Genomic DNA, 22,451 nt, shown 5'->3' with positions numbered 1-22,451 from the left:
GGTGATGCATCCCTTATACGCATTGCCAAAAGTATTTTCTTATGCACCCTTCACCCCGACCCTCTCCCCTCAAGGGGCGAGAGAGATAAAGGATGGACTTTCGGCGATTATATAAAAATGGCCGTGGCTGGCCGAGGGGCCTGATACCACGGCCAAAAAAACAGCCCGGGGCTTCGGTTGCCCGAAGCCCCGGAACCTAGCCGTTGTTACTTAACCAACTGCTTGTAAGGCTCGGTCTCAAACTTCCAACCGTTGGTGTTCTTGTCGTACTGAGAAATGGTGAACACCTTCCACTTGCTGTCGTCGATAGACAGGAAGTCGGAACGGTAGTAGTAACCGGGGTAACGAGTCTCTTCCCGGAACAGGATGTGACGCAGATGAGCCTCACCGGAGAGGATACGGTGATACTGTTCCCAGGCCCGCATCAGTTCGTGCAGGTCCCGAGCGGCCAACCGGGTAGCGTCTTCCTTCAGCAGGGTGAGGCGCTTCAGGCCTTCTTCCAGGCTCGGTTTGTTACACATGTACATGGTGGAGCAACCGGCAACATACTCGTCCATCAGCTTCTGCAAGCGGGTCTGGACCTGCTTGGGCAGCAGATAGTTGGGGTTGATCTCCGGAGCTGAGGTGTAGCCTTTGTACTTCTCGAAGATCTCGAAGGGCAGGTAGATATCGGCGATAACTTCGTCGATGTTCTGTGCCGCTTCCAGCTTGTCGGCCTTGTGGTCCAGGATGAAGGCAATGGCGCCCTTGGCGGCCATGCGGCCCTCAGCGTGGGACCCGGAGGAGAACTTGTGACCGGAGGCGCCGACGCCGTCACCCGCGGTGAACAGACCGTCAACGGTGGTCATGCGGTCATAGCCCCAGAACCAGCTGTCGGGAGCGCCCATGTAGCCCTTTTCGGGACCGGAGACCCACAGACCGGCGCAGCCGGCATGGGAACCGAGCAGGTACGGCTCGGAGGGGATGATCTCCGACGGCATCTTGTCGGGTTCCATATTGAAGGAAGCCCACAGACAAGCGGCGGAGATGGACATATCCAGGAAGTCTTCCCAGGCTTCGGCTTCCAGATGCTTGAGTTCTTTCTTGCTCAGAACCTCAGCCAACGCCTTCATGGCCTTGTCGGTGTGCATCATGATGGGGCCGCGGCCTTCCCGCATTTCGATCATGGCCGCGTGGTTACGCAGACAGGTGCCGGGAGCATCGGCATAACCGGGGTACTCTTTCTTAACGCGATCCCAGTTTCTGGCCATATAATCTTCGCCGTAAGCGTTGGTGGCCTGAGCTTTGAAGAACAGGAACCAAGCGCCGACCGGGCCGTAACCGTCCTTAAAGCGGGCGGGGACGAAACGGTTTTCCATCAGCACCATCTTGGCGCCGATTTCAGCGGGCATGGCGTAGGTGGAGCCGGCATTCCATACGGGGTACCAGGCACGACCCTGACCTTCACCCACCGACCGGGGCCGGAAGACGTTGACCACGCCGCCGCAAGCAATAATCATGGCTTTGCATTTGAAGACGTAGGTCTTGTGCTCACGGACGCTGAAACCAACGGCGCCGCATACGCGGTTGCTGTTGTTCTTATCGGTCAGCAGTTTTACGATGAAGACGCGCTCGTAGATGTTGTCCATGCCCAGGGCGTTCTTGGCGGCTTCGGCCACGAGCACCTTGTAGGACTCACCGTTGATCATGCACTGCCAACGGCCTGAACGTACGCACTTACCACCGTCTTTCAGGAGGGGCAGACCCTCGTCCCGGGCGGCCTGGCCGTCAACGGTGTGGTTTTCGGCGTCTTTCTGCCAGATGGGGAGGCCCCAATCCTGGAAGTCATGCACGGTCTGGTCGACGTGGGCGCCCACGCTGTAGACCAAGTCTTCACGGATGATGCCCATGAGATCGGTGCGGACCATGTTCACGTAATCGGCAATCTTGTTTTCCGGGCCGATGTAGGTGTTGATGGCGGAGAGGCCCATGGCTACCGCGCCGGAACGATCCAGGGCGGCTTTGTCAACCAGGGTGATCTTAAGGCCGAGGTCCTTGGCATAAGCCGCAGCCTCGACCGCGGCGCCGGTGCACGCCATACCACCGCCCACCAGCAGCAAGTCGGTTTCAATGGTTTCTACTTCCGGTTTTGCACAAAAAGACCATTTACAAAATTCTCTTTCCAGAGCCATATCTCAATGTCCTCCTTGAATTTTCGCTGCTGTACAAACTACTCGGCGCGGGCCGGGCCGGTGTAGAAACCGGGCTTCTTAAGGTCTGCCGCGGTGGGCAGCTTTTTGCCCTTGAAGCAATCAATGGAACCCTCAGGAGTGGTCCGGATGGGGAACTTGAACCGTTTGATGGTCTTCTGGTCCCGGAACTTGATGGTCCACATGATGGAGTCGGAGCCGCGCAGCGGGATGGTGCTGGAGCCCAGGGGCATGATGTCGGCATAATGCCGCACTTCGATAGCCTGCTGGGGGCAGATCTTTACGCAGTTGTAGCATTCCCAACACTGTTCCGGCTCCTGGTTGAAAGCCTTTTTGCTCTCGGCATTCAGAACCATCAGGTCATTGGGGCAGATGTACTGGCAAGCGGTCTTGTCCAGGGCTTTACAGCCGTCACATTTTTCCACGATTACAAAACTCGGCATAACGTAAAACCTCCTCTTAGGGTTAAGCAGTTATCTTTATATACCTGCATGCTGTCGTGCGGGGCGCAAGAATCTTCCGCCCCGCACCACCTTACTGTTGCCTACTTTTTCTTGATGTCGCCGGTGGCGAAACCGTGCACCTTGACTTCCACTTTCTCGGTCAGGCCACTGTAGTACTTCCGGAGGACCTTCAGAACTTCGGCGCGGCTGAAGTGATCCGGCACCTCCAGGCCTTCGGAAAGCATCTTCCGCAGCATGGTGCCGGACAGCATGAGCCGGTCTTCCTTGCCGTGGCAGCAGGTGCGCATGGAGGCCATGCCGTCGCACTTGTGGCAATAGAAGGTCCAGTCGATCTTCAGGGGTTTGGTTTCCAGAGCATCTTCGGGGATGCAGTCGAAAATCTTCTGCGCGTCGAAGGGGCCGTAGTATTCGCCCACGCCGGCGTGGTCGCGGCCGACGATCAGGTGGGAGCAGCCGAAGTTCTGCCGGAACAAGGCGTGGAACAGGGCTTCCCGGGGGCCGGCATAACGCATGTCCAGCGGATAACCGCACTGAACCGCGGTGTCCTTCACGAAGTAATGCTCCACCAGGGTGTTGATGGCATCTACCCGTACTTCCGCCGGGATGTCGCCGGGTTTCAGTTTGCCCAGGAGCTGGTGGATCAGGACGCCGTCGCAGATTTCGATGGCGATCTTGCACAGGTATTCATGGGAGCGGTGCATGGGGTTTCTGAGCTGCATGGCGGCGATGGTGCTCCAGCCCTTTTGCTCGAAGATCCTGCGGGTTTCGTCCGGACGCAGATAGACGCCGGGGTAATCCTTGGGGAAGGAACCTTCGCTCCAGACCTTGACGGTGCCCGCCAGATTGACGTCAGCCTGGCCCATGACCATCTGGACGCCGGGGTGGTCCATCTCATCGGTGGTGAAGACCTGTTTGCATTCCCACTTTTTATCGATTTTGTACTTCTCGGTGACCTTCATGGTCCCCATCATCTCTTCGGTCTCTTCGTCCACCAGCAGGACTTCCTGGCCGATCTTGATGGAGTCGGCTTTGCCCTGGTTGACCGACATGGTGACGGGGATGGGCCAGAAGGTGCCGTCCGTCAGCTTCATAGCGTCGCTGCAGGAGCCCTTCCAGTCGTCGTGACCCATGAAGCCGTCCAGCGGGGTGAAGCCGCCGATACCCATCATGATGAGGTCACCGACTTCCCGGGAGGTCAGGGTGACTGCCGTCAGTTCCTTGGCCCGCTTCTTCTCTTCGGCGATCTGGGCCGGAGAAAGCAGTAAGGGTTTTAATTTCTTCTCTTTACCGTGCGGATTTACCAAACCCACTTTACATTTGGCAACTTCAACAGCCATCTATTTCCCTCCTCGGGCTTTAAAGAGTTTTTGTCAGAAATGCTAACTTTATGGAATAATGTGAAAAATTTCACATGCCATCCAGATTCTCACAATAAATCATCTCTCAATGCTTGTCAATAATATTTTTCACGAACTCATTTTTTTCCGACCGGTGCGGCAACCCTTGCATTTCCGCCTTAAGCTTCCAGCCGGTAAATGGGTGTGGGTTCCTTGCGACCTCGTAACACCGTGGCCGGCTCGGGCGTCGCCTGGAACCGCCCTTCCAGTTCCCGGAAGGTGGCTTCACTGATCAGGGTGTCGGCTTCCAGTTCTTTGGCCAGTTCCTGGAGCCGCGCCGCCACGTTGACCACGTCCCCCACCACCGTAAAGTCCATGCGCTTGGTTGAGCCAATGTTGCCCACAATAGCGTCGCCGGTGTTGATGCCGATGCGCATGCCCTGGATGGGAGTGAGACCCGCGGCCTGCATCTGCTTCAGGTGGCGCTGCATGGCCAGAGCGCATTTGACCGCCTGGGTGGCGGCCTGGGGAATCGGCAGCGGCACTCCGAATACTGCCATCAGGGCGTCCCCCACGAACTTGTCCAGGGTGCCCTGATACTTGAAGACCAGGTCCACCATTTCGGTAAAATAAGTGTTGAGGACTTCCACCACGGCTTCCGGGGCCATGGATTCAGACATGGAGGTAAAATTGCGGATATCGGCAAACAGGACCGTAACCTGCTGGCGACGCCCTCCTAAAGAGAGCAACCCCGGATTTTTCAGGATTTCCTCGCACAACTCGGGGCTCACATAGCGGGAGAAGGTATCCCGGAGCACGTGCCGTTCCTGGTAAAGGCGCAGGCGGCTCCTGAGCGACGCCTCATGGCTGGCCTCTTCCATGGCGATTTCTTTAAGGAGGGTCCTGAGCTCCGGATCGTCGGTCTCCTGGGCCAGGGTGGTGTAACTCTTCCGGGCCTCCAACTCGTGGGCAATAGCCAATTCAATGGCCTGAACAATGTTCAGTTCCGGTTTGGCTTCGATTGGGGCTTCGGGATTGTCCGCTACCATCTTATCCTTAATAAGGGACCTGGGCCAGGTCCACAGGCTGGGGTCTTAGGCTCTGAGAATTATATCACAATCTTTTGGCGAGGGAAGAGCAAGCTCATCTTTGGTCTAAATTTCTTCCAGGCTTCATGAGCCCATAGGCCTGCAGACATAATTACCTTGCACCATTGTTTGATATTTGACTGACCTTAATCCTCGCTAATAACCGGTAGGGCGGGCGTCTCGCCCGCCATCATTCAAGCGTCGCCTTTTGAGATGGCGGGCGAGACGCCCGCCCTACCATCTTTTCATAGTAAACTTCCACCAGATAGAGCCCCTGCGGCGGCGCCGTGGGGCCGGCCAGGTGCCGGGCGCCGCTGGCCAGCAGTTCCGCCAATCGGTCTGGCTGGGCCTTCCCCTTGCCCACCTCCACCATGGTGCCCACCAGGCTCCGGACCATGCCCCGCAGGAAGCCGGTGGCGGTGATGGTGAAGCTCAACCAGCCGCCGGGTTCCTCCCGCCAGGCCGCGGCCAGAACCTCCCGCACCGGGTTTTTGTTGTCGCTGCCGCTGGCCCGAAACGCAGTAAAATCATGTTCTCCTGGCAGAAACGCTGCGGCTGCGGCCAGGGCCTCAAGGTCCAAATGCAGGGCGATCCACCAGGCATAATGGTGATACAGGGGCGAGCGGGTTCTCCGCTTGAGGATGCGGTATTCGTAGGTCTTGTGCAGGGCGGATTTCCGCGCATGAAATTCCGGGGGAGCTTCCGTGGCCGAAAGCACCGCAATGTCCGGGGGGAGCATGGAGTTGAGCCCGTCGTGAAAGGCCTTGAGAGGGATGGTGCTCTTGAGGCGGAAACTGGCCACCTGCCCCAGGGCGTGAACCCCGGCGTCGGTGCGGCCCGAGCCGATGAGGGCCACAGACTCGCCGGTGAGACGTTCCAAGGCCTCTTCTATAGTTTGCTGAATGGTGGCGGCATCCGCCTGGCGCTGCCAACCGCGATAGCGGGTGCCGTTATATTCTAGCAGAAGGCGGATGTTGCGTCGGGGGTCCATACATTAAAGATATTTTGGAGGAAGACGGGGAAACAGCCGGGGGGGTAAAAGGGGAAGAGGCGAAAAGGGGAAAAGGAAAAGCAAATACGGAATATCCCCGGCCCCGATCACTATAAAGAAAAAATAGATAAATGAATTATATGCACGCAGACAGAACTTCCCCACCTTGGCGATAAACTTGAGTTGAGCTGGACCCCCGGTTTTTAACCCCTTTCGCCTTTTTCCCTTTTCCCCTTTTCGCCCATAGTTTTAAGGAACAAAGGGCACCACGTCCAAACCCGTGGTTTCGGGAAAGCCCATCATCAGATTAAAGTTGTGCACCGCCTGTCCGGCCGCGCCTTTGGTGAGGTTGTCGATGGCCGAAATGACAATGACCCGCCGGCCGCCCTGGTCCACCCTGAGGGCCAGATCGCAAAAATTGGCGCCGCGCACGTCCCGGGTATCGGGAAGACGTCCCTCCGGATGGAGGCGCACAAAGGGATGGCCCTGATAGAACTTCCGGTAGAGTTCCCGGAGATCGCCTTCGGACCGAGGCTCCGTCAGACTGGCATAAAGCGTTCCCAGGATACCCCGGCTCATGGGCACGAGATGGGGAGTAAAGGTAACTTTCACCGGTTTGCCGGCCAATAAACTCAGCTCCTGCTCCATCTCGGGGGTATGCCGGTGCTCAAAAACTTTGTAAGCCCGGAAGCCGTCATTGACCTCGCAGAACGAAAGCCCCAGCAGGGCCTGGCGTCCGGCGCCGCTCGCCCCGGATTTACAATCAGCTATCACGGAATCAGGCACCAGCAACCCGGCCTTAGCCAGAGGCGCTAACCCCAGGATCACGCCGGTGGGATAACAACCGGGGTTGCCCACCAGGCGGGTCCGGCGCACCTCTTCCCGGTGCAGTTCGGGCAGGCCGTAAACCGTCTCGGTTAACAACTCCGGCGCGGTATGCGTCTGATACCACTTTTCATAGAGGCTGACATCCCGGAAACGGAAGTCGGCGCTCAGGTCCACCACTTTGCACCCCAGTTCCAGATAACGGGGAATCATCCCCATGGCGGTTTGGTGGGGCACTGCAGTAAAGACCACTTCGGCTGCGGCCGCAATGTTCTCGGGGGTCGGGTCCTGGCTGAATGGCAGATCGACGATGCCGGCCAGGGCTGGAAAGATCTGGGAAAAGGGCCGGCCCGGATATTCTAAAGAGGCCAGGGCCGCCAACTCGCAACCCGGATGCCGCACCAGCAGTCGGACCAACTCCAGCCCGGCATACCCGGAGGCACCGATTACGGCAACTTTGATTTTGTCCATTATGGGGATCAATCCTTCCGTCGTCCCTTTTCTCCCGAGATGATCGGGGGGAAAAGGATAAAAGGGGAAAAGGTAAAAAGGGACACCGGCAAAGGAAGTCTTTTTCCCTTTTCGCCGTTTTCCCTTTTCCCCTTTTCCCCCTTCTCAGGGCGAAGGCCGAAGGTTCGCTGATGGAATAGCTTAGCGCTTGGAGTACTGGCAGCCGCGGCGGGCGCCCCGGAGGCCGTATTTCTTCCGTTCTTTGATGCGGGCATCCCGGGTAAGGAAACCGGCTTTCTTCAGGATGGCACGCAACTCCGGGTTAAACGCCACCAGGGCCCGGCTCAACGCATGCTTGACGGCCCCGGCCTGGCCTTCCAACCCGCCGCCCCGGACGTTGACCAGGATGTCGAATTCCGGGCCGACGTTCACCAGGAGCAGGGGCTTGCGCACCAGGTTCCGGGTGGTTTCCATCGGGAAGTAATCTTCGAACTCCCGCTGATTTACGGTAATCCGGCCGTTGCCGGGACGCATATAGACCCGCGCGATTGCGGATTTGCGTTTACCTGTGGCCTGGATGCTTACTTGCTCCGCCATTAATCCTCCCAGGGAAGGGGCGCCGGCTTCTGGGCCTCGTGAGGATGTTCGCCGCCGGCGTAGATTTTCAATTTCTTCAGCAGTTGCCTGCCCAAACTGTTCTTGGGCAACATGCCTCGCACGGCATGGCGTAAAACCTCCTCCGGTTTCTTCTGGAGGAGTTTCCGGGCGTTAATCTCTTTGATCCCGCCAGGATAGCCTGAATGCCGGTAATACATTTTATTGTCCAATTTTCTGCCGGTCAGATGAACCTGAGCGGCATTGACCACGACCACAAAGTCACCGGTGTCGATATGGGGCGTAAAGGTGGGCTTGTTCTTGCCCCGCAGCGTCATGGCAATACGGGTGGCCAGGCGGCCCAGGACCTTGTCCTGAGCGTCCACCAGGTACCACTCACGCGGCACTTCCCCGGTCCGGGCGGTATAACTTTTCATCGTTTCCGTATTCTTCATCTTTTCCATAAGGGACACTCCTAAATCAGAACCATATATATATATCGGGTGACCAGGGTGCTTGTCAAGAGGCCAACAGTTTTTCCAGGCATTTACGGGGAATTTTCTGCATATTCGCCCTTGATTGTGCCGGTTGGGCGCATCTGATATACCTACACCTGGATTGATTATACAGGAGACCTTAAAGTCTGCAAAGTCATGACTGGCATTATGTATACAGTCGCTCATGAGCCTTAGGCTCTCTCAAAACCATGAAACCCGGTAGGGCGGGCGTCCCCGCCCGCCACTCTACTTTGAACTTTGAACCTTGAACTTTTCCAACCAGAACGTCTCCAAGGGGCCATGAGGCGAGGGGCGCTGGCGGGAACTCCGCCATTGCCCGGATGAAATTCTAATTTCCTTTGCTTTGCTGGCAGAATGTGTTAGACAAATTTAATAACCTGTTGGTGAGAATATGGGAGTCTATGCCGTATTGTAATCAATGCCAGTTAGTCCATGGAGAGGAACACCGCTTCTGTCAGCGTTGCGGCCAATTGTTGAAAGGCTCTGACAATGAGGGGCGCTCCTGCGCCCGCTGCGGGACCTTAACCTTCCCCGGACAAAAATTCTGTACCGAATGCGGTTTGCCGCTGCGGACGGCCCGAGTCAACCCTGACGCGGAAGAGGCCCCCTCCAACCGGTCGCCGCTCTTTTATCCTCGGAGACCCGAACCTATGGCTCGTCGCCAAAAAAGGCGCCCTGGTCGTTTTCTGTCCCTCATCGCCCTGGTACTCATCATCCTGGGCGGAGTTTACCTTTGGCTTAATTTCTCGACGAGGAGCGTGCCCATCACCAAGGTTCCCACCACGTCGTCGCCCCAAGACGACCTGCGCCGGGAAGTGGAAAAAATTTCGGAGAAGATTCGCGCCGCACATCTCAACAAGGACATCAATAAATGGCTCAGCTGCTACAATTCCTCTTATCCCCATTTGGGGCGGGTGGAAAACCAGATGCTCGAGCTGTGGAAGAACTATGATATAAAGGAAGTCTCCTATCGTATTTCCAATGTCCAGCGGCTGAACGACAAGGAAGCCACAGCGGATATCGTCTGGAACATCCAGCTCTATGATCACCGCACCCATGATTACACCCTGGTGAGGCAGGGCTATAAGATTGTCGTGGAAAACGGTCCGGGAGGCTGGAAGATTCGTGATAGCAAAGAAATCGCAGGGGGATGATCGGACGTGGAGCTAGCGGCCATGCGTAAATCTTGGGCCACCCTGGGGGTGGGATTGAGCTTGACCTTGTGTCTGGCAGGCTGTCAGAGCCTATTCCCCCAGCCGGCGTATACGCCGCCTCCGGTACAAACCGCGCCGCCGCTTGCGCAGCCAGCGCCACCCCAGGCCCCCAGGGCCACTCTTTATGTGGCCGGCAATCGCCTAAACTTGCGGGCCTGCCCCGGGATGGATTGTCCCAAGATCGCCGTATTAGAGCGCAACGAGGAAGTAGAGAAAGTGGGCGACGCTGCGGATTGGGCCCAAATCAGGGTCAAACGGGACGGCACCATCGGCTGGGTGAGCTCTCGGTATCTCTCGGCCACCCCGGTGGCCGCACCGCCGCCGGAGATTGCCCCGGCACCCGCGCCAGCTCCTCAGGTAACCCCACCGCCTTTGCCGGAAATTCCGGAAAAGCCGAAGCCTGCCCCGGTGGTAAAACCTCCGGCCGTAGAGAAGCCTCCTGTCGTGGAAAAACCCAAACCGGCCAAACCCGCGGAAGTTCCGGCGCCGGCCATCAAGAAAAAACCCGAAGAAGCCGTTAAACCGGCTAAACCGACCAAACCAGCCCCGCCGGAGGAAGAAGAGGCTCTGGAGCCGGTAAAACCGGCTAAACCTGTGAAGCCCGAAAAACCGGCTAAACCGGCCCCGCCGGAAGAAAAACCCGCACCTCCGGAGAAGCCGAAGCCACCTGTGGAACCGGCTCCGGAGAAACCTTCCAGTATCCGGATTATGTAGGGATAGTAGCCAGTGGTCAGTGATCAGTGATCAGTTAGTGGCCGGGGTCTTCTGAGTCCCGGAAAAACCGCAAAGTCCAATATAATAAACAAAGCAAGGGCGGGTTATACCCGCCCTATTTTATGCCTAAATGTTTTTGTCTTAACAGGCTGAGCCTACAAAGTTCATGAACAACCCAGCCGTTATCTTTTCACTGACAACTGACCACTGACCCCTGGCTACTGCTCACCACTCCAAAAGCGTAGCCCCCCAGGTGGCTCCGGCGCCGAAACTGATGAGCAGCACCTTGTCGCCTGCTTTGATCTTGCCTTCCTGCACGGCTTCGTGCAGCGCGATAGGCACCGAGGCCGCCGAGGTGTTGCCATAGCGATTGATGTTGACGAAGACCTTATCCATGGGCACCCGGGCGAATTTAGCTCCGGCTTCCAGGATGCGGTAATTCCCCTGATGAATAATCAGATAATCGATTTCTTCCCGGGATATGCCGGCCATTTCCAGAATCCGGGGGATGGACATTTTCACTGCGTTCACCGCGAACTTGAAGATCTCCGGGCCGTCCATTTTCAGAAAATACCGGGGCGAATGGGTCTGCGGAGGAAGGAAGGGACTCACATCTTTATCAAAAGCGGTTTCGCAATAGAGGTTCTCGTTCAGTTTGGAGGCGATAAAAGATTTGAGGATGCGGCCCCGGGTGCTCGGGCCGATGACCACCGCACCGGCCCCGTCGCCGAAGAGCAGACAGGTGGACCGGTCGGTCCAATCCGTAAAACGCGAGCAGACATCGCTGCCGATGATCAGGGCATATTTGCCTTCAGAGGCCACCAGGCGCTCCCCCACATACAGGGCGTAGTTGAAACCGCAGCAGCCCGCCTGGAGGTCAAAGGCCGCGGCCTGCCCGCCAATTCCTAATTCCTCCTGGACCCGGATGGCTCCGGCTGGAAAAAAGTGCGCCGGGGTATTGGTGCCCAGGATAATGTAGCTCAACTGCTCCGGCTCGATACCCGCGGTCTGCAGGGCCCGGCGGCCCGCGGCCACTGCCAGGCTGACGGTGTCCTCATCAGGGGCGGCAATCCGCCGTTCCTGAATGCCGCTGCGTTCCACGATCCACTGAGCCGTGGTCTCCACAATCTTTTCCAGATCTTCATTAGTCAGGACCGTTTCCGGCAGATATACCCCGGTCCCCAGGATGCCGATTTGCTGTTGGCTCAACGTTACCACCTATAATTACAAGAGTATTAATACAATATATATCGCAGCGAGGGCAAAAAGGCAAATGAATTGGGGCAGTACCGAGCCAATTCATCGAGCCCCAAGGCCAGCCGCCGGGCCAGGCTAGCTTAATTTTCAGCTCCCCCTATGTTTTTTGTTCGCCTTAATTTATACTATTTATATGTATAGTATTTAATAGTTTGGCAGATCATTTAAGTGGTATGAAAAATTTCCTTGACACCCAAGATATTGTGCTTTAATATATTAAGTAATACAACATATTGCTATTTATACCATTTTTGCCAACCGCTTAAAATATAGGAGAAAATGATGGCGCCTCAGGGGGAAATCAGGGAAATCGCCGGAGAATTGCCGTTAAGCCATAACGCCATGGTAGTGTTGAAGAAGCGCTACCTGAAGAAGGACGAAGCCGGAGAGCCCACCGAAGCGGCCCCGGACATGTTTCGCCGGGTGGCCGACACCATCGCCGCGATCGATCGCATCTACGATCCTCAGGCAGACGTGGCCGCCACCGCCGCCAAGTTTTACGACCTCATGGCCTCCTTGCGCTTTATGCCCAACTCCCCCACCCTGATGAACGCCGGCCGGGAACTGGGCCAGCTCTCCGCCTGCTTCGTGTTGCCGGTGGATGATAATATCGAGTCCATCTTCGAAGCGGTGAAGCAGACGGCCCTGATCCACAAGTCCGGCGGCGGCACCGGCTTCTCCTTCTCCCGTATCCGGCCCGCCAACGACCCGGTGCTGAGCACCAAAGGCGTCGCCTCCGGCCCCATTTCCTTTATGAACATCTTCGACGTGGCCACCGAAACCATTAAGCAGGGCGGCACCCGCCGGGGCGCCAACATGGGGATCCTGCGGGTGGACCACCCGGATATCGAAGCCTTCATCACCTGTAAAAGCGACACCAAGCGCCTCACCAACTTCAATATCTCCGTGGGCTTAACCGACGCCTTTATGGAGGCGGTCAAAGAAGACCGGCCCTTTTCCCTGCTTAACCCCCGCACCGGCCGGGAAGTGAAACAGGTCAACGCCGCCCAGATCTTCGACCTCATCGTCCAGAGCGCCTGGTCCACCGGCGAGCCCGGGATCATTTTCCTGGACGCGCTTAACCGGGGCAATACCGTCCCCCATCTTGGAGAGATCGAGGCCACCAACCCCTGCGGTGAACAGCCGCTTTTGCCCTTTGAATCCTGCAACCTGGGGTCGCTCAACCTGGCCAAGGCGGTCACGGGCGCTCAGATCGACTATCCGGCCCTGCGTGAGATGGTCCACGGCGCGGTGCACTTCCTGGATAATGTTATTGACGCCAACCACTTCCCCTTAGATAGCATCCGGCAAAAGACCCTGGAAACCCGGAAAATCGGCCTGGGGGTCATGGGCTTTGCCGACCTGCTCCTGAAGCTGAACATCCCCTACAACTCTGAGGAGGCCGTGGGCGTGGCCGAGCAGGTCATGGCCTTCATCCAGCAGGAGTCCAAATCGGCCGCAGCTAAGCTTGCCGACCAGCGGGGCAACTTCCCCGCCTACCCCGGCAGCAAATACGACGGCAACGGCGTGGGCCGCATGCGCAACGCCACCACCACCACCATCGCCCCCACTGGCACCATCAGTATCATCTCCGGCTGCTCCAGCGGCATCGAGCCCCTGTTTGCGGTCTCCTTCGTGCGCCGGGTGCTGGAAGGCACCGAACTGGTGGAAGTCCACCCCTATTTCGAAGAACTGGCCAAAAGCCGGGGTATCTACAGCGCCGATCTCATGAAGCGCATCGCGGGCACCGGCTCCATCCGGGAATTCCAGGAAATCCCCCAGGACCTGCGCCGGCTCTTCGTCACCGCCCACGAGGTCTCGCCCTACTGGCACATCCGCCTCCAGGCCGCGTTCCAGAAATACACCGACAACGCCGTGTCCAAGACGGTCAACTTCCCCAAGCAGGCCGCAGCCGAAGACGTGCGGGAGGTCTATCTCAAGGCCTTTGAGCTGGGCTTGAAGGGCGTGACCATCTACCGGGACGGCAGCCGTGAGGAACAGGTCTTAAGCTTCGGCAAGGCCAAAGCCAAGATGCAGTACATCACCCCCCGGCCCCGGCCCGAACGCACCACCGGGGTGACCGAACTCATCACCACCGGCTGCGGTAAGCTCTACGTCACCGTCAACCAGGATGACCAGGGCTTCTGCGAGGTCTTCGCCCAGATGGGCAAGACCGGCGGCTGCGCCTCCTCCCAGATCGAGTCCACCGGCCGCCTGATCTCGCTGGCCCTGCGCTCCGGGGTCAAGATCGACGCCATCATCAGACAGATCACCGGCATCCGCTGCCCCAGTTCCTCCTGGACGAACGGCAGCCAGGTGCTCTCCTGCCCCGACGCCATCGCCAAAGTCCTGGCCCACGTCGCCCAAGTAGACCCCCCGGCCCCAACACTCGCCACCATGGGCTCCTGCCCCGACTGCGGCGGCGCCGTAGAACACGAAGGCGGCTGCCTGGTCTGCCACGGCTGCGGCTTTTCGAGATGTAGCTAGGGAATAACTCTTGAAGGAGATTTCAAATGGCTAAAAATGAGAAAACTTCCCCCAAGGTTGCCAGTAAAGCCTCGAAGTTATTGGCAAGTAAAAAAAGTTCTAAGGACGTCAAGTCTGTAGCTGCCAGTGCATTAACCCAAGCATCAGATAAGAAAAAGAAAAAGTAGCAAAAATAGCGTTCCGGCCTCCTGCCGGTGCAGATTTTGGGGGGAGGCCAGTCAAACTTAGGTTGATCTGCGCGCTTTGGAGGGGAAAATGAAAACAAAGACCCTGGTATGCAACCAATGTGGCTATGAGCAGAAAATCAAAACCTATAGCCGCGAAGAGGCAGAACGTGAACGGATTCAACTCGGATCGCCACGATGTGAGCGGTGCGGCAGCACAGATGTAAGACTTTACGATTGAATTAGAGGCACTTATGCTTGCGCGGGTTTTTGTCAGCTCCGTCATGGAAGGGTTTAGAGAATTCCGGCAAGCAGCCAAAAAAGGGATCATTGCCGCTGGAGCCCAGCCGATTCTAATCGAAGACTTTCCCGCTCTTGCCGTTTCGCCCAGAAATGCTTGTCTTGATGGAGTTGAAAGTTCCGATATTTTCATTGCTATCATAGGTAAACGAGGAGGTTGGACTGCGCCATCTGGTAAGCTAGTGGTGGAAGAAGAATACGAAGAAGCACTTCGCCGTAGGCTTCGGATATTGGCTTTCATTCATGACGTTGAGAGGGATGACGAAGCTCAACGCTTCGTTACCATCTTATCTGATTATGTCGGTGGGGTTCTTCGTCCAACTTTTAGAACCCCAGCTGAATTGGAAAACGCAGTAGAGCATGCACTGAAAACATATATCCCTCATTATAAGCATTCAAAGGTTGAGCTATCTATGATTCAAGAGAACCTAAAAAAGTGTCAAGAATTTAATTTGCATGATGAAACATTCTTGCGTTTTATTTTGGTGCCAGAGCGTATGGGAGAAGTCATCGATCCGGTCTTTATTGGATCACAAGAATTTATAGAGCAGCTTTACACTATAGGCCATTCAGCTCAAGTAAGGTTATTTTCATACGAGCATCCTAAAGCCCCTGAGATGAGAGTAAACGAGGTAATAATACTCCAACCATATCAGAACCGAAGCCGGGATAGTTTAGATGAAGTCCGCTTGGAAATCGCAGTAAGTGGTACGATAATAATTGATGCAAATGTAACAGGACGCATCCCAAGACGCCCAGACAATATGGATACTTCTTTTTATATATATAATGAAGACATTGAGGCTATTTTAAAGAAATGTTTTTCATTTTCCAATGGTTTTTATGCCACAAAGGACCCATATCAACGCTATGACCGGCTGCTTTACAATATTAGCCTGTGCGGTATTGGATATAGGAGTCTTGTTACTCAGGCTCCACCAGGGCATACTTATTCTCTTGCCAACCGGATTGATGATGTCGTTGCTGCTTTCGATAAGCCTCGATTAATAACTATGGCAGAACTTAGAAGTCCTGAAAAAGAAATAGAACGAGTTATCACCCTATTTAGTCGCCGCCTTAAGAGAGAATAGGGATATAGTTAATGGACTATTAGCATCAACCCTTGATGTGCGCCTCCATGTAGGCCCGGAGCAGGGCATTGATCCGGGTCTGGTAGCCTTTGCCCTGGGCCTTGAACCAGTCCAGCACATCTTGGTCCAGGCGGATGCACACGCTAGCCTTGGGTTGGGGCAGCACGATCACGGCCTTCTCAAAAAAGGCCTCATCCAGTTCGGGAATGTCGGAGTAATCGATCTCCTCATCCTTCATCTTCCTGAGGCGCTCCAGGTCCGAATGATATTCATTCTTCATAAGCCCGCCTTAACTGTCTCGCCGCAGCAGCTTTATTTCCAACTTGCATCCCACCGCGTTGGCGTAGCGGCGCAGGGTGTTAAGGGTGGGGGATGGTTTATGCTTGCCTCCGGCAGATTCCATACGGGCGATGGCCGGGGTCTTGGTTCCCATCCTTTTCGCCACCTCGGACTGGGACAGGCCGGCTGCTTTGCGCGCGGCAATTAATGCATCGAATACGGCAAACTCTTCCTCCAAAGCGTCATATTCCGCCTTGAATTCCGGGTTTTCCATCCACTCGGTAACCATATCTTCATGTGTTTTCATCCTGGACCTCTCTCAACCGGCGTCGGGCCGTAGCCAGTTCCCGCTTGGGCGTCTTGTCCGTCTTCTTCACAAATCCATGCAGGATAATGATCTTGCCTTGCAAAACCGTGCAATAGAATATGCGGGCGATGCCCTCTTTGCCTTTGGCTCGGATTTCAAACAATTCATCGCCCATGGCGCGGGTGTAAGGCATGCCTAAATTAGGGCCATGTTGGCGCATCTCGCCGGTTATCCTGGCATAGTAGGCCCGAATGCCCACCGGGAGGCTATCAACCCAAAGCCTGACGGCCTCGTTGTAATAGATAATCTCCCAGTTCATGGGCATATATTAACATATATGTTAACCTCAAACAAGAGAAATTCCCTCACCCTCGTTCCCAAGCTCCAGATTTTCTTCTCGTTCCCAAGCTCCAGCTTGGGAACGTAACTTTCCGGCGAAGCTCTGCTTCGCCACCTTATCGCCCTTTCACCTGGTGACAGAGGTCCGTTTCCCCTAACCTCCCATTCCCGGAATCTCCTATCTTGAAACTGAGTCAGGGCTCCTTCCCTTTCTGGCAATTTCCACACAAGCTGACCTATAGTTAGCCAAAACCATCGTCTAAGTTACCAGAACGAATGAAGCGAGATTGCTTATGGCTCCCTTAATCAGATCAACCTGCCGGCTATTTGCGACCCGTGCCGCTAAGGCAGCCTCCCTGCGAAACATCCTGCAACCACGAGCATCTCTGGCGGAACCAGCCCCCCTGCCAGCGGCACACCGGCGGCTGCGTACCGCAAGTAAGCGGTCCCAGAGCGGTACCAGGCGCCCCCCAGGCGAAGGTTAACGGCAGATAACGTAGCATCAACGATATGTTACGCATTATTGTCTCGCATTTTTCACATAAACCCAGCCAACCGGAACATTACAAGGGTGCAAGTTGCGTAAAATTATCGAGAAAATATAGAACATATTGATATTATTATATAAAACACGATCATAAAAAATTTTAAGTAAGTATCAGATACCAATAGGTTTTTTATGTTAGGCGATATTTTAAGAGTGAAAAATACTTGGAGGCGATGAAGGCCTGAAGCGGGGAGGATAATATCTCCTGCCCCTTTCGCCTTTCCAAACGGCCATTTTTGCCGTATAGTGTCCGGTATACTCACTTACAAGGAAATCCAGCGCTGAACGTTCTGTTAGCAAGTCCCAAGTATCCCCAAACCTTCTGGTCCTTCAACCGCGTCCTGAAGATGCTGGGGAAAAAAGCCCTCATGCCCCCTTTGGGCCTGCTCACCGTGGCAGCCCTGCTCCCCCCGGAATGGCGCCTGGCTTTCCGGGACCTGACCTTTCAGGAGATATCCCCGGCTGACTGGGAAGCGTGTGATCTGCTGTGCGTCTCCGGGATGATCGTCCAACATCAGGGCATCATTCAAACTATTCAAGAAGGCAAACGGCGGGGCAAGACCGTGGTGGTAGGAGGCCCCTGGGCCTTCCATTTCCCTGAAGACGCCCTGGCTGCGGGGGCCGACCTGGTGGTGAAGGGAGAAGCGGAACTGATCATGCCGCAACTCCTGGAGAGCCTCGAGCGGCGCGAGTCCGGCAAGGTCATCACCGCGGTGGGCCATGCGGACATTGAGCAGTCCCCCGTGCCCCGTTTTGACTTAGTTGACGTGAACAGCTACCAGAATATGGCCCTGCAGTTTTCCCGGGGCTGCCCTTTCAACTGCGATTTCTGCGACATCACCCTGATGCTGGGACGCCGGATGCGCACCAAGACTCCCCGGCAGGTGCTTAAAGAGTTACAGGTGATAGATGATCTGGGCTGGCGGGGGAACGTCTTCTTCGTGGATGACAACTTCATCGGCAGCCCTGTCAAGGCTAAAGGGCTCCTCAAAGAGTTGATCCCCTGGATGGGGGAGCGCGGCCATCGTCTCGATTTTTTCACCCAGGCTTCGGTTAATATGGCCGCTGACTCGGAATTGTTGGACCTGATGGTGAGGGCCGGCTTTACCAGCGTCTTTCTGGGAATCGAGACCACGGACGTGGACAGCCTGGTGGGGGCCGGCAAAATGCAAAACGCCGCGGTGGATTTGGGTGAGGCCTGCCTTAAGATCAGCCGGGCGGGACTCCAGATCACCGCGGGCTGCATCATAGGCTTCGATCAGGAAAAACCCGGCGCTGACCAGCGTTTATTGGACTTCGCCATCCGCACCCACATCCCCAAGTTGTTCGTTACCCTGCTCCAGGCGGGGCCGGGAACCGAGCTTTGGGACCGTCTGGACCGGGAAGGTCGCCTGCTGTCTCATTCTTACGAGAATCTCACCAACCAGACGGGGCTCCTCAACTTCGTGCCCACCCGCCCGCAAGAGGAGATTGTCGAGGAATTCATCCATCTCTATGAACGCCTCTACGAGCCTGGCTTTTATCTCGAGCAGAGCCTCAAGCATTTCATGGACATGGAACCCTTGAAGGTGAAAAAGCCCTTCTCTCTGCCTCGCCTCTTTGAAGTGCGGGCCTTGCTCACTATGTTCTTTCGCCAGGGGGTGCTCTACCCTTCCCGCAAACAATTCTGGAAGACCTTGTTTGCCGCGGCCAGGAAGATTCCCGAGCGTATCCCCTTTTTTCTCAGCCTCTGCGTAGAGTTGGAACACTATACCGAGTACCGTCATACCATTGCCCGGGAATTGCGGCGACAAATGGCTGAGCTTGCCTCACACCCGGATGGGAAAGAAGCGGTCGAGTTGTGGTCAACCAAGAAACTCTTGTCACAGAATTCACGCAACCGTAGCGCTTCCAAATAACGGCCCTGGTTTCTGCGCCTTTTAACCTTTCCAAACGGTGAGGTTTGACGTATAGTGGCCGCAAAATTCGCCAGTGATCGGTCAGCCATGGAAGAACCCAGCGCCAATCCAAACCAGCAAGCACCCGCTGGCACGGCTCCTCAGACACCGCCGGTTCAGGCCGTGCCCTGCCTCCCCTGCCCTCCCCTGGAGAACCGGGAAGGCTTCCCCACGCGGTTCGCCCGTCTCTTTTTCGGCGTCATCACCCTGCTGGTCCTCTATTTTTCGTATCTCATCATCAAGCCTTTTCTCCTGAACATCTTCATGGCCCTGGTAATGTTTTTTACCTTTAAACCGCTTTATCACGCCCTGACCCGGTGTTTGAGGGGCTGGAAGGGTATAGCCTCGGCGCTCACTTGCTTCATCCTGCTCCTGATCGTCCTGGTCCCACTGTTTAGCCTGATGAGCATCATCGCAACGCAGGCCCTGGAGTTTTCCGCCCAGGTAACTAAAGACATGCAAACCGGGCAACTGTGGGCCTGGATCTCCGCCAAAATCGACGCCTTCAAACTTTACCTGGTTCGCCTGAACCTGCCCCTGCCGCCGGGCGAGATCAAGCTGGACCAGATCGTCCGCACGGTGGTGACCAATGCCAGCGCCTTCGTCTACACCAACTCCATTGGCTTGATCAAGGGGTTTTCGGTTTTCTTTTTCGACCTGTTGCTGGTGCTCTTCATCACCTTCTTCATGTTCTTGCAGGGCGACGACTTTATCGAGGCCATCAAGCAACTTTCACCGTTGGAATCGACCCACAACGACGAAATCCTGCGGGAGACCGAAGCCACCATCAAGGCCACCCTGTGGGGTACGGTGATCGTGGCCTTCGTCCAAGGGACCCTGGGAGGCGTGGGCTTCCTGATCGTCGGCCTGCCCCAGCCGGCCTTTTGGGGCACGGTGATGATCCCGGCTTCAGTGATCCCGGTGGTGGGAAGCACCATCATCTGGGGGCCTGCCGCGGTCTATCTCCTGGCTACCGGGCATATTGCCAAGGGCGTGGTCTTGCTCCTTTGGGGGGGCATAGTGGTGAGTGTTATCGACAATGTCTTGAAGCCCATCCTGGTAAAAGGCAGCAGCGAAACTCCCAGTATCTTCATTCTGTTCAGCATCCTGGGGGGCCTGACCTATTTCGGCATGATCGGCTTTATCCTGGGGCCCCTGATCCTCTCATTTCTCCTGTCGCTGCTGCGCATCTACCAGAAAACCATCCTGAACCCGCCAGCCCTGGCGCCCATGGCGGTTATCGGAGAAAGCAAAAAACCCACCCCCCCGTCGGGGGATGGGTCTTGAAGTGATCAGTCCGATAAACCTGGAAATAGGTTCTGGGGTTAACCCGGCAGCGCCAATTCCCGCTTGACTTCCGAGAGATCCATTTCCCCCAGGGAAGCGGGGGCCCGAGACTCTAATTGTTCGATTTCCTGCTGTACTAGTTCCTTTTCCAGGTGCCGATCCTCATGGATGAACTGGCAGTATTCCTCGAACAGCTCCTGTTTCAGATCAGGGGAGAAGAGATTCTCTTGCTTAAACTTCTCCTCAAGGCTGAGGATGTTGTCCAGGAGATAGAAATATATGGACCGGGCCTCGGCCAGGCGGCCGCTCTGGGCCAGACGGTCGGCCCTGGCTTGAGCACGCCCCAACTTGTTTTCGGCCTCGGCCAGGGAGGCGGCTTCACCAGTCACCTCTTCCATTACCCGGTCAATGGACTCCAGGATATCATCCAGCCCTTGATCTTCTTCTTTCAGGATCGCCCGGGCAGCATCTACTCGATCCGCCAGATCAAGAATAATATCCAATAGTTCACGCTTGGAGTACTTCTTTAACCGTTCTTTCAACTCCGTCTGGTTAAGAAATTTCTCCGGTTCCTGGGTCCAGACCCGCAGCAGGGCCAACACATGGGGGCAAAGCGCCCCCCCTTCTTCCTGGGGGCAGGCGCATACATAGGTGAGCTGGTCATCGGCAATCCTGACCTCAACCCGGAAGGGTTGCTCATCCATCACCAATCCCCGCAGACGATCAGGTAAGCGATACCCGTACTCGACCTGATGGTTCTCGACCAGCACCCGGGCTTTGTCGTTGTCTTCCGGCGTTCCGATCTGGTCCAGCGTCTGAGCGTCTAAATCTTCAAACCGCATATCAGTAGTCAATCCCTTAATTATTTTATTAAAATTTAACACATTAACAGCGCAAAACAACCCTTATTGACCAAAATGTCGGGCAATTACAAAATTTTTTTCCCGGGGAGATAATAGGATTGGCTCCGTAAGAAAAGATGGTTGAGGCGAGATTCGAGTTCCAGGCGCCGGGCCTCCAGGACGGGCCCCCGGTCATCCGGCCGCACCCGGAGAGGTTCCCCTATCAGCAGGGCCAAGCGGCTAAAAGGCAGCGGCAATTCAAACCGATCCCAAGTGTCAAAGGTCGCCTTGTGGCTGGCGGCGACGGCTACGGGGAGGATAGGACACTGGGTTTCCCGGGCCAAATAAAGAGGGCCTTTTTGAGCCACCCGGGCCGGCCCCCGGGAACCGTCGGCAATCATGCCACAACTATGTCCCCTTTTAAACCAGACCGCCAGCTGGCGCAGGGCCTGGACCCCGCCTTTACGCCTGGATCCCAGACAGACCTCGAATCCCAGTCCCCGGGCCACCTCCGCAATAAACTCCCCATCCCGGCTGGGGCTGGCCATCAGGACCATGGCGGATTGAGTCCCTCGATACCGGTGGGCAAAGAACAGAGGGCTGAGCAAGTGGCAGTGCCAGGTGGTATAAATGACTGGTGGCCCTGAGACGATGAGCTTTTTGACCTCCGGCGCCGCCACCAACTCGCACGGGCAAGTCAGGAGGTAAGCCTGCACCAGGCGGCGGGCCAGGACGGGGGCGCAGCGTTGCCAGAGGGGATGGTCGAAGCGAAGTTTCATTGAGAAAAGAAATGAGGCGCGAGGCGCACCCGCTGAAAGATAGACTTTATCGCTTTGACTCCAGGCGTTCCAGGACCTTAGGGGTGTAAAGGTCATTTTCCAACAGTTGCGCCGATACCGGCCGCATCATGTTCAACTTCATGATCAGGAAGTTGAGACGGCGCATCTGCTTGAGCTTCTCGGCCTCATCCGGCATGGAGGCCACCAGGTCCTGAAGATTGACCACTTCCTGACGCAATACCAACTCCGGAGGCAAACAATCGGCGTTTTTCAAGATCTTATAGGCCATACGCAACTCAGGAGGAATATGGCTGTCATCATCCAAGTTGAGGGGCTGCCCCTTGCCCTGAAGGTCGTCGAATTCTCCGGCCTCAATGGCCTGGAGGATGCGGTTTTCGGCGAGTCTGGTGAAACAATCCATGCAGTGTTTCCTGGTTAAATCGTTTCTGAA

The 22,451-nt window shown here is 56.0% G+C and carries 22 protein-coding genes; 7 read left to right on the top strand and 15 right to left on the bottom strand.

Features of this window, described 5'->3' with window-relative positions; translation table 11 throughout:
- Positions 1 to 206 precede the first annotated feature (206 nt).
- The 8 genes from aprA to rplM all read right to left on the bottom strand — a co-directional run bounded on the left by aprA (position 207) and on the right by rplM (position 8,375).
- Positions 207 to 2,171, bottom strand: coding sequence for an adenylyl-sulfate reductase subunit alpha (aprA, locus tag WC600_02530; GenBank protein MFA4901601.1), 1,965 nt, complete (start codon positions 2,169 to 2,171; stop codon positions 207 to 209).
- A gap of 38 nt (positions 2,172 to 2,209) precedes the next feature.
- Entirely contained in the window at positions 2,210 to 2,632 is a 423-nt protein-coding gene (aprB, locus tag WC600_02525) for an adenylyl-sulfate reductase subunit beta (GenBank protein MFA4901600.1), read from the bottom strand.
- A 101-nt stretch (positions 2,633 to 2,733) separates the two neighbouring features.
- Positions 2,734 to 3,990: a sulfate adenylyltransferase gene (sat, locus tag WC600_02520; GenBank protein MFA4901599.1), complete on the bottom strand. Its 1,257-nt coding sequence runs from the start codon at positions 3,988 to 3,990 to the stop codon at positions 2,734 to 2,736.
- A 179-nt stretch (positions 3,991 to 4,169) separates the two neighbouring features.
- Complete coding sequence (locus tag WC600_02515) at positions 4,170 to 5,039, bottom strand: adenylate/guanylate cyclase domain-containing protein (protein MFA4901598.1); 870 nt, start codon at positions 5,037 to 5,039, stop codon at positions 4,170 to 4,172.
- Between the two features lie 229 nt (positions 5,040 to 5,268).
- The gene (truA, locus tag WC600_02510) at positions 5,269 to 6,069 is read right to left on the bottom strand and encodes a tRNA pseudouridine(38-40) synthase TruA (GenBank protein MFA4901597.1); all 801 of its coding nucleotides are present in this window, start codon (positions 6,067 to 6,069) and stop codon (positions 5,269 to 5,271) included.
- 249 nt (positions 6,070 to 6,318) lie between these two features.
- Entirely contained in the window at positions 6,319 to 7,365 is a 1,047-nt protein-coding gene (gene argC, locus WC600_02505; protein ID MFA4901596.1) for an N-acetyl-gamma-glutamyl-phosphate reductase, read from the bottom strand.
- Between the two features lie 180 nt (positions 7,366 to 7,545).
- Positions 7,546 to 7,941: a 30S ribosomal protein S9 gene (gene rpsI, locus WC600_02500; GenBank protein ID MFA4901595.1), complete on the bottom strand. Its 396-nt coding sequence runs from the start codon at positions 7,939 to 7,941 to the stop codon at positions 7,546 to 7,548.
- Complete coding sequence (gene rplM, locus WC600_02495; GenBank protein MFA4901594.1) at positions 7,941 to 8,375, bottom strand: 50S ribosomal protein L13; 435 nt, start codon at positions 8,373 to 8,375, stop codon at positions 7,941 to 7,943. Before rplM ends, rpsI begins: the two co-directional genes overlap by 1 nt.
- A 482-nt stretch (positions 8,376 to 8,857) precedes the next feature.
- On the opposite strand from rplM, the gene WC600_02490 reads away from it, so the two are divergent.
- Both WC600_02490 and WC600_02485 read left to right on the top strand, forming a co-directional pair.
- Positions 8,858 to 9,610: a zinc ribbon domain-containing protein gene (locus WC600_02490; protein ID MFA4901593.1), complete on the top strand. Its 753-nt coding sequence runs from the start codon at positions 8,858 to 8,860 to the stop codon at positions 9,608 to 9,610.
- 21 nt (positions 9,611 to 9,631) lie between these two features.
- On the top strand, positions 9,632 to 10,384 hold the full coding sequence (locus tag WC600_02485) for an SH3 domain-containing protein (protein MFA4901592.1): 753 nt from the start codon (positions 9,632 to 9,634) through the stop codon (positions 10,382 to 10,384).
- 225 nt (positions 10,385 to 10,609) lie between these two features.
- Here WC600_02485 and WC600_02480 read toward each other — a convergent pair whose 3' ends face one another.
- Positions 10,610 to 11,593: a beta-ketoacyl-ACP synthase III gene (locus tag WC600_02480; GenBank protein ID MFA4901591.1), complete on the bottom strand. Its 984-nt coding sequence runs from the start codon at positions 11,591 to 11,593 to the stop codon at positions 10,610 to 10,612.
- Between the two features lie 327 nt (positions 11,594 to 11,920).
- On the opposite strand from WC600_02480, the gene WC600_02475 reads away from it, so the two are divergent.
- The 3 genes from WC600_02475 to WC600_02465 all read left to right on the top strand — a co-directional run bounded on the left by WC600_02475 (position 11,921) and on the right by WC600_02465 (position 15,683).
- Positions 11,921 to 14,128 carry a vitamin B12-dependent ribonucleotide reductase gene (locus WC600_02475; GenBank protein MFA4901590.1) on the top strand — a complete coding sequence of 736 codons (2,208 nt, stop codon included), beginning with the start codon at positions 11,921 to 11,923 and terminating at the stop codon, positions 14,126 to 14,128.
- A gap of 26 nt (positions 14,129 to 14,154) precedes the next feature.
- Positions 14,155 to 14,295: a hypothetical protein gene (locus WC600_02470; GenBank protein ID MFA4901589.1), complete on the top strand. Its 141-nt coding sequence runs from the start codon at positions 14,155 to 14,157 to the stop codon at positions 14,293 to 14,295.
- Between the two features lie 251 nt (positions 14,296 to 14,546).
- A complete protein-coding gene (locus WC600_02465) occupies positions 14,547 to 15,683 on the top strand; it encodes a DUF4062 domain-containing protein (GenBank protein MFA4901588.1) in 1,137 nt (378 codons plus the stop codon).
- 25 nt (positions 15,684 to 15,708) lie between these two features.
- Here WC600_02465 and WC600_02460 read toward each other — a convergent pair whose 3' ends face one another.
- From WC600_02460 to WC600_02450, 3 genes are read right to left on the bottom strand one after another with little or no spacing between them, the layout of a single operon-like run.
- Positions 15,709 to 15,963: a BrnA antitoxin family protein gene (locus tag WC600_02460; GenBank protein MFA4901587.1), complete on the bottom strand. Its 255-nt coding sequence runs from the start codon at positions 15,961 to 15,963 to the stop codon at positions 15,709 to 15,711.
- Between the two features lie 9 nt (positions 15,964 to 15,972).
- Complete coding sequence (locus WC600_02455; protein ID MFA4901586.1) at positions 15,973 to 16,269, bottom strand: helix-turn-helix transcriptional regulator; 297 nt, start codon at positions 16,267 to 16,269, stop codon at positions 15,973 to 15,975.
- Entirely contained in the window at positions 16,256 to 16,594 is a 339-nt protein-coding gene (locus WC600_02450; GenBank protein ID MFA4901585.1) for a type II toxin-antitoxin system RelE/ParE family toxin, read from the bottom strand. Before WC600_02450 ends, WC600_02455 begins: the two co-directional genes overlap by 14 nt.
- Positions 16,595 to 17,391: 797 nt before the next feature.
- Between WC600_02450 and WC600_02445 the strand changes: the two genes are divergently transcribed.
- Both WC600_02445 and WC600_02440 read left to right on the top strand, forming a co-directional pair.
- A complete protein-coding gene (locus WC600_02445) occupies positions 17,392 to 19,053 on the top strand; it encodes a B12-binding domain-containing radical SAM protein (GenBank protein ID MFA4901584.1) in 1,662 nt (553 codons plus the stop codon).
- A 54-nt stretch (positions 19,054 to 19,107) separates the two neighbouring features.
- Positions 19,108 to 20,379 carry an AI-2E family transporter gene (locus WC600_02440; protein ID MFA4901583.1) on the top strand — a complete coding sequence of 424 codons (1,272 nt, stop codon included), beginning with the start codon at positions 19,108 to 19,110 and terminating at the stop codon, positions 20,377 to 20,379.
- Positions 20,380 to 20,417: 38 nt separating this feature from the next.
- On the opposite strand, the gene WC600_02435 is transcribed toward WC600_02440, so the two are convergent.
- The 3 genes from WC600_02435 to WC600_02425 all read right to left on the bottom strand — a co-directional run bounded on the left by WC600_02435 (position 20,418) and on the right by WC600_02425 (position 22,421).
- The gene (locus WC600_02435) at positions 20,418 to 21,221 is read right to left on the bottom strand and encodes a hypothetical protein (GenBank protein MFA4901582.1); all 804 of its coding nucleotides are present in this window, start codon (positions 21,219 to 21,221) and stop codon (positions 20,418 to 20,420) included.
- 86 nt (positions 21,222 to 21,307) lie between these two features.
- Positions 21,308 to 22,000 carry a lysophospholipid acyltransferase family protein gene (locus tag WC600_02430; protein ID MFA4901581.1) on the bottom strand — a complete coding sequence of 231 codons (693 nt, stop codon included), beginning with the start codon at positions 21,998 to 22,000 and terminating at the stop codon, positions 21,308 to 21,310.
- Positions 22,001 to 22,046: 46 nt separating this feature from the next.
- Complete coding sequence (locus WC600_02425; GenBank protein ID MFA4901580.1) at positions 22,047 to 22,421, bottom strand: DnaJ family domain-containing protein; 375 nt, start codon at positions 22,419 to 22,421, stop codon at positions 22,047 to 22,049.
- Between the last annotated feature and the right edge of the window lie 30 nt (positions 22,422 to 22,451).

The sequence above is a fragment of the Desulfobaccales bacterium genome (assembly GCA_041648175.1).
Lineage (GTDB): Bacteria > Desulfobacterota > Desulfobaccia > Desulfobaccales > 0-14-0-80-60-11 > 0-14-0-80-60-11.
The sequence above is the reverse complement of the archived record's forward strand: the minus strand, read 5'-3'. Positions and strand labels throughout refer to the sequence as shown.

What these genes read in the sequence shown, in the direction of transcription:
- aprA (MFA4901601.1), bottom strand. Translation starts at nt 2,171, where the DNA reads ATGGCTCTGGAAAGAGAATTTTGTAAATGGTCTTTTTGTGCAAAACCG.
- aprB (MFA4901600.1), bottom strand. Translation starts at nt 2,632, where the DNA reads ATGCCGAGTTTTGTAATCGTGGAAAAATGTGACGGCTGTAAAGCCCTG.
- sat (MFA4901599.1), bottom strand. Translation starts at nt 3,990, where the DNA reads ATGGCTGTTGAAGTTGCCAAATGTAAAGTGGGTTTGGTAAATCCGCAC.
- WC600_02515 (MFA4901598.1), bottom strand. Translation starts at nt 5,039, where the DNA reads ATGGTAGCGGACAATCCCGAAGCCCCAATCGAAGCCAAACCGGAACTG.
- truA (MFA4901597.1), bottom strand. Translation starts at nt 6,069, where the DNA reads ATGGACCCCCGACGCAACATCCGCCTTCTGCTAGAATATAACGGCACC.
- argC (MFA4901596.1), bottom strand. Translation starts at nt 7,365, where the DNA reads ATGGACAAAATCAAAGTTGCCGTAATCGGTGCCTCCGGGTATGCCGGG.
- rpsI (MFA4901595.1), bottom strand. Translation starts at nt 7,941, where the DNA reads ATGGCGGAGCAAGTAAGCATCCAGGCCACAGGTAAACGCAAATCCGCA.
- rplM (MFA4901594.1), bottom strand. Translation starts at nt 8,375, where the DNA reads ATGAAAAGTTATACCGCCCGGACCGGGGAAGTGCCGCGTGAGTGGTAC.
- WC600_02490 (MFA4901593.1), top strand. Translation starts at nt 8,858, where the DNA reads ATGCCGTATTGTAATCAATGCCAGTTAGTCCATGGAGAGGAACACCGC.
- WC600_02485 (MFA4901592.1), top strand. Translation starts at nt 9,632, where the DNA reads ATGCGTAAATCTTGGGCCACCCTGGGGGTGGGATTGAGCTTGACCTTG.
- WC600_02475 (MFA4901590.1), top strand. Translation starts at nt 11,921, where the DNA reads ATGATGGCGCCTCAGGGGGAAATCAGGGAAATCGCCGGAGAATTGCCG.
- WC600_02470 (MFA4901589.1), top strand. Translation starts at nt 14,155, where the DNA reads ATGGCTAAAAATGAGAAAACTTCCCCCAAGGTTGCCAGTAAAGCCTCG.
- WC600_02465 (MFA4901588.1), top strand. Translation starts at nt 14,547, where the DNA reads ATGCTTGCGCGGGTTTTTGTCAGCTCCGTCATGGAAGGGTTTAGAGAA.
- WC600_02460 (MFA4901587.1), bottom strand. Translation starts at nt 15,963, where the DNA reads ATGAAGAATGAATATCATTCGGACCTGGAGCGCCTCAGGAAGATGAAG.
- WC600_02455 (MFA4901586.1), bottom strand. Translation starts at nt 16,269, where the DNA reads ATGAAAACACATGAAGATATGGTTACCGAGTGGATGGAAAACCCGGAA.
- WC600_02450 (MFA4901585.1), bottom strand. Translation starts at nt 16,594, where the DNA reads ATGCCCATGAACTGGGAGATTATCTATTACAACGAGGCCGTCAGGCTT.
- WC600_02435 (MFA4901582.1), bottom strand. Translation starts at nt 21,221, where the DNA reads ATGCGGTTTGAAGATTTAGACGCTCAGACGCTGGACCAGATCGGAACG.
- WC600_02430 (MFA4901581.1), bottom strand. Translation starts at nt 22,000, where the DNA reads ATGAAACTTCGCTTCGACCATCCCCTCTGGCAACGCTGCGCCCCCGTC.
- WC600_02425 (MFA4901580.1), bottom strand. Translation starts at nt 22,421, where the DNA reads ATGGATTGTTTCACCAGACTCGCCGAAAACCGCATCCTCCAGGCCATT.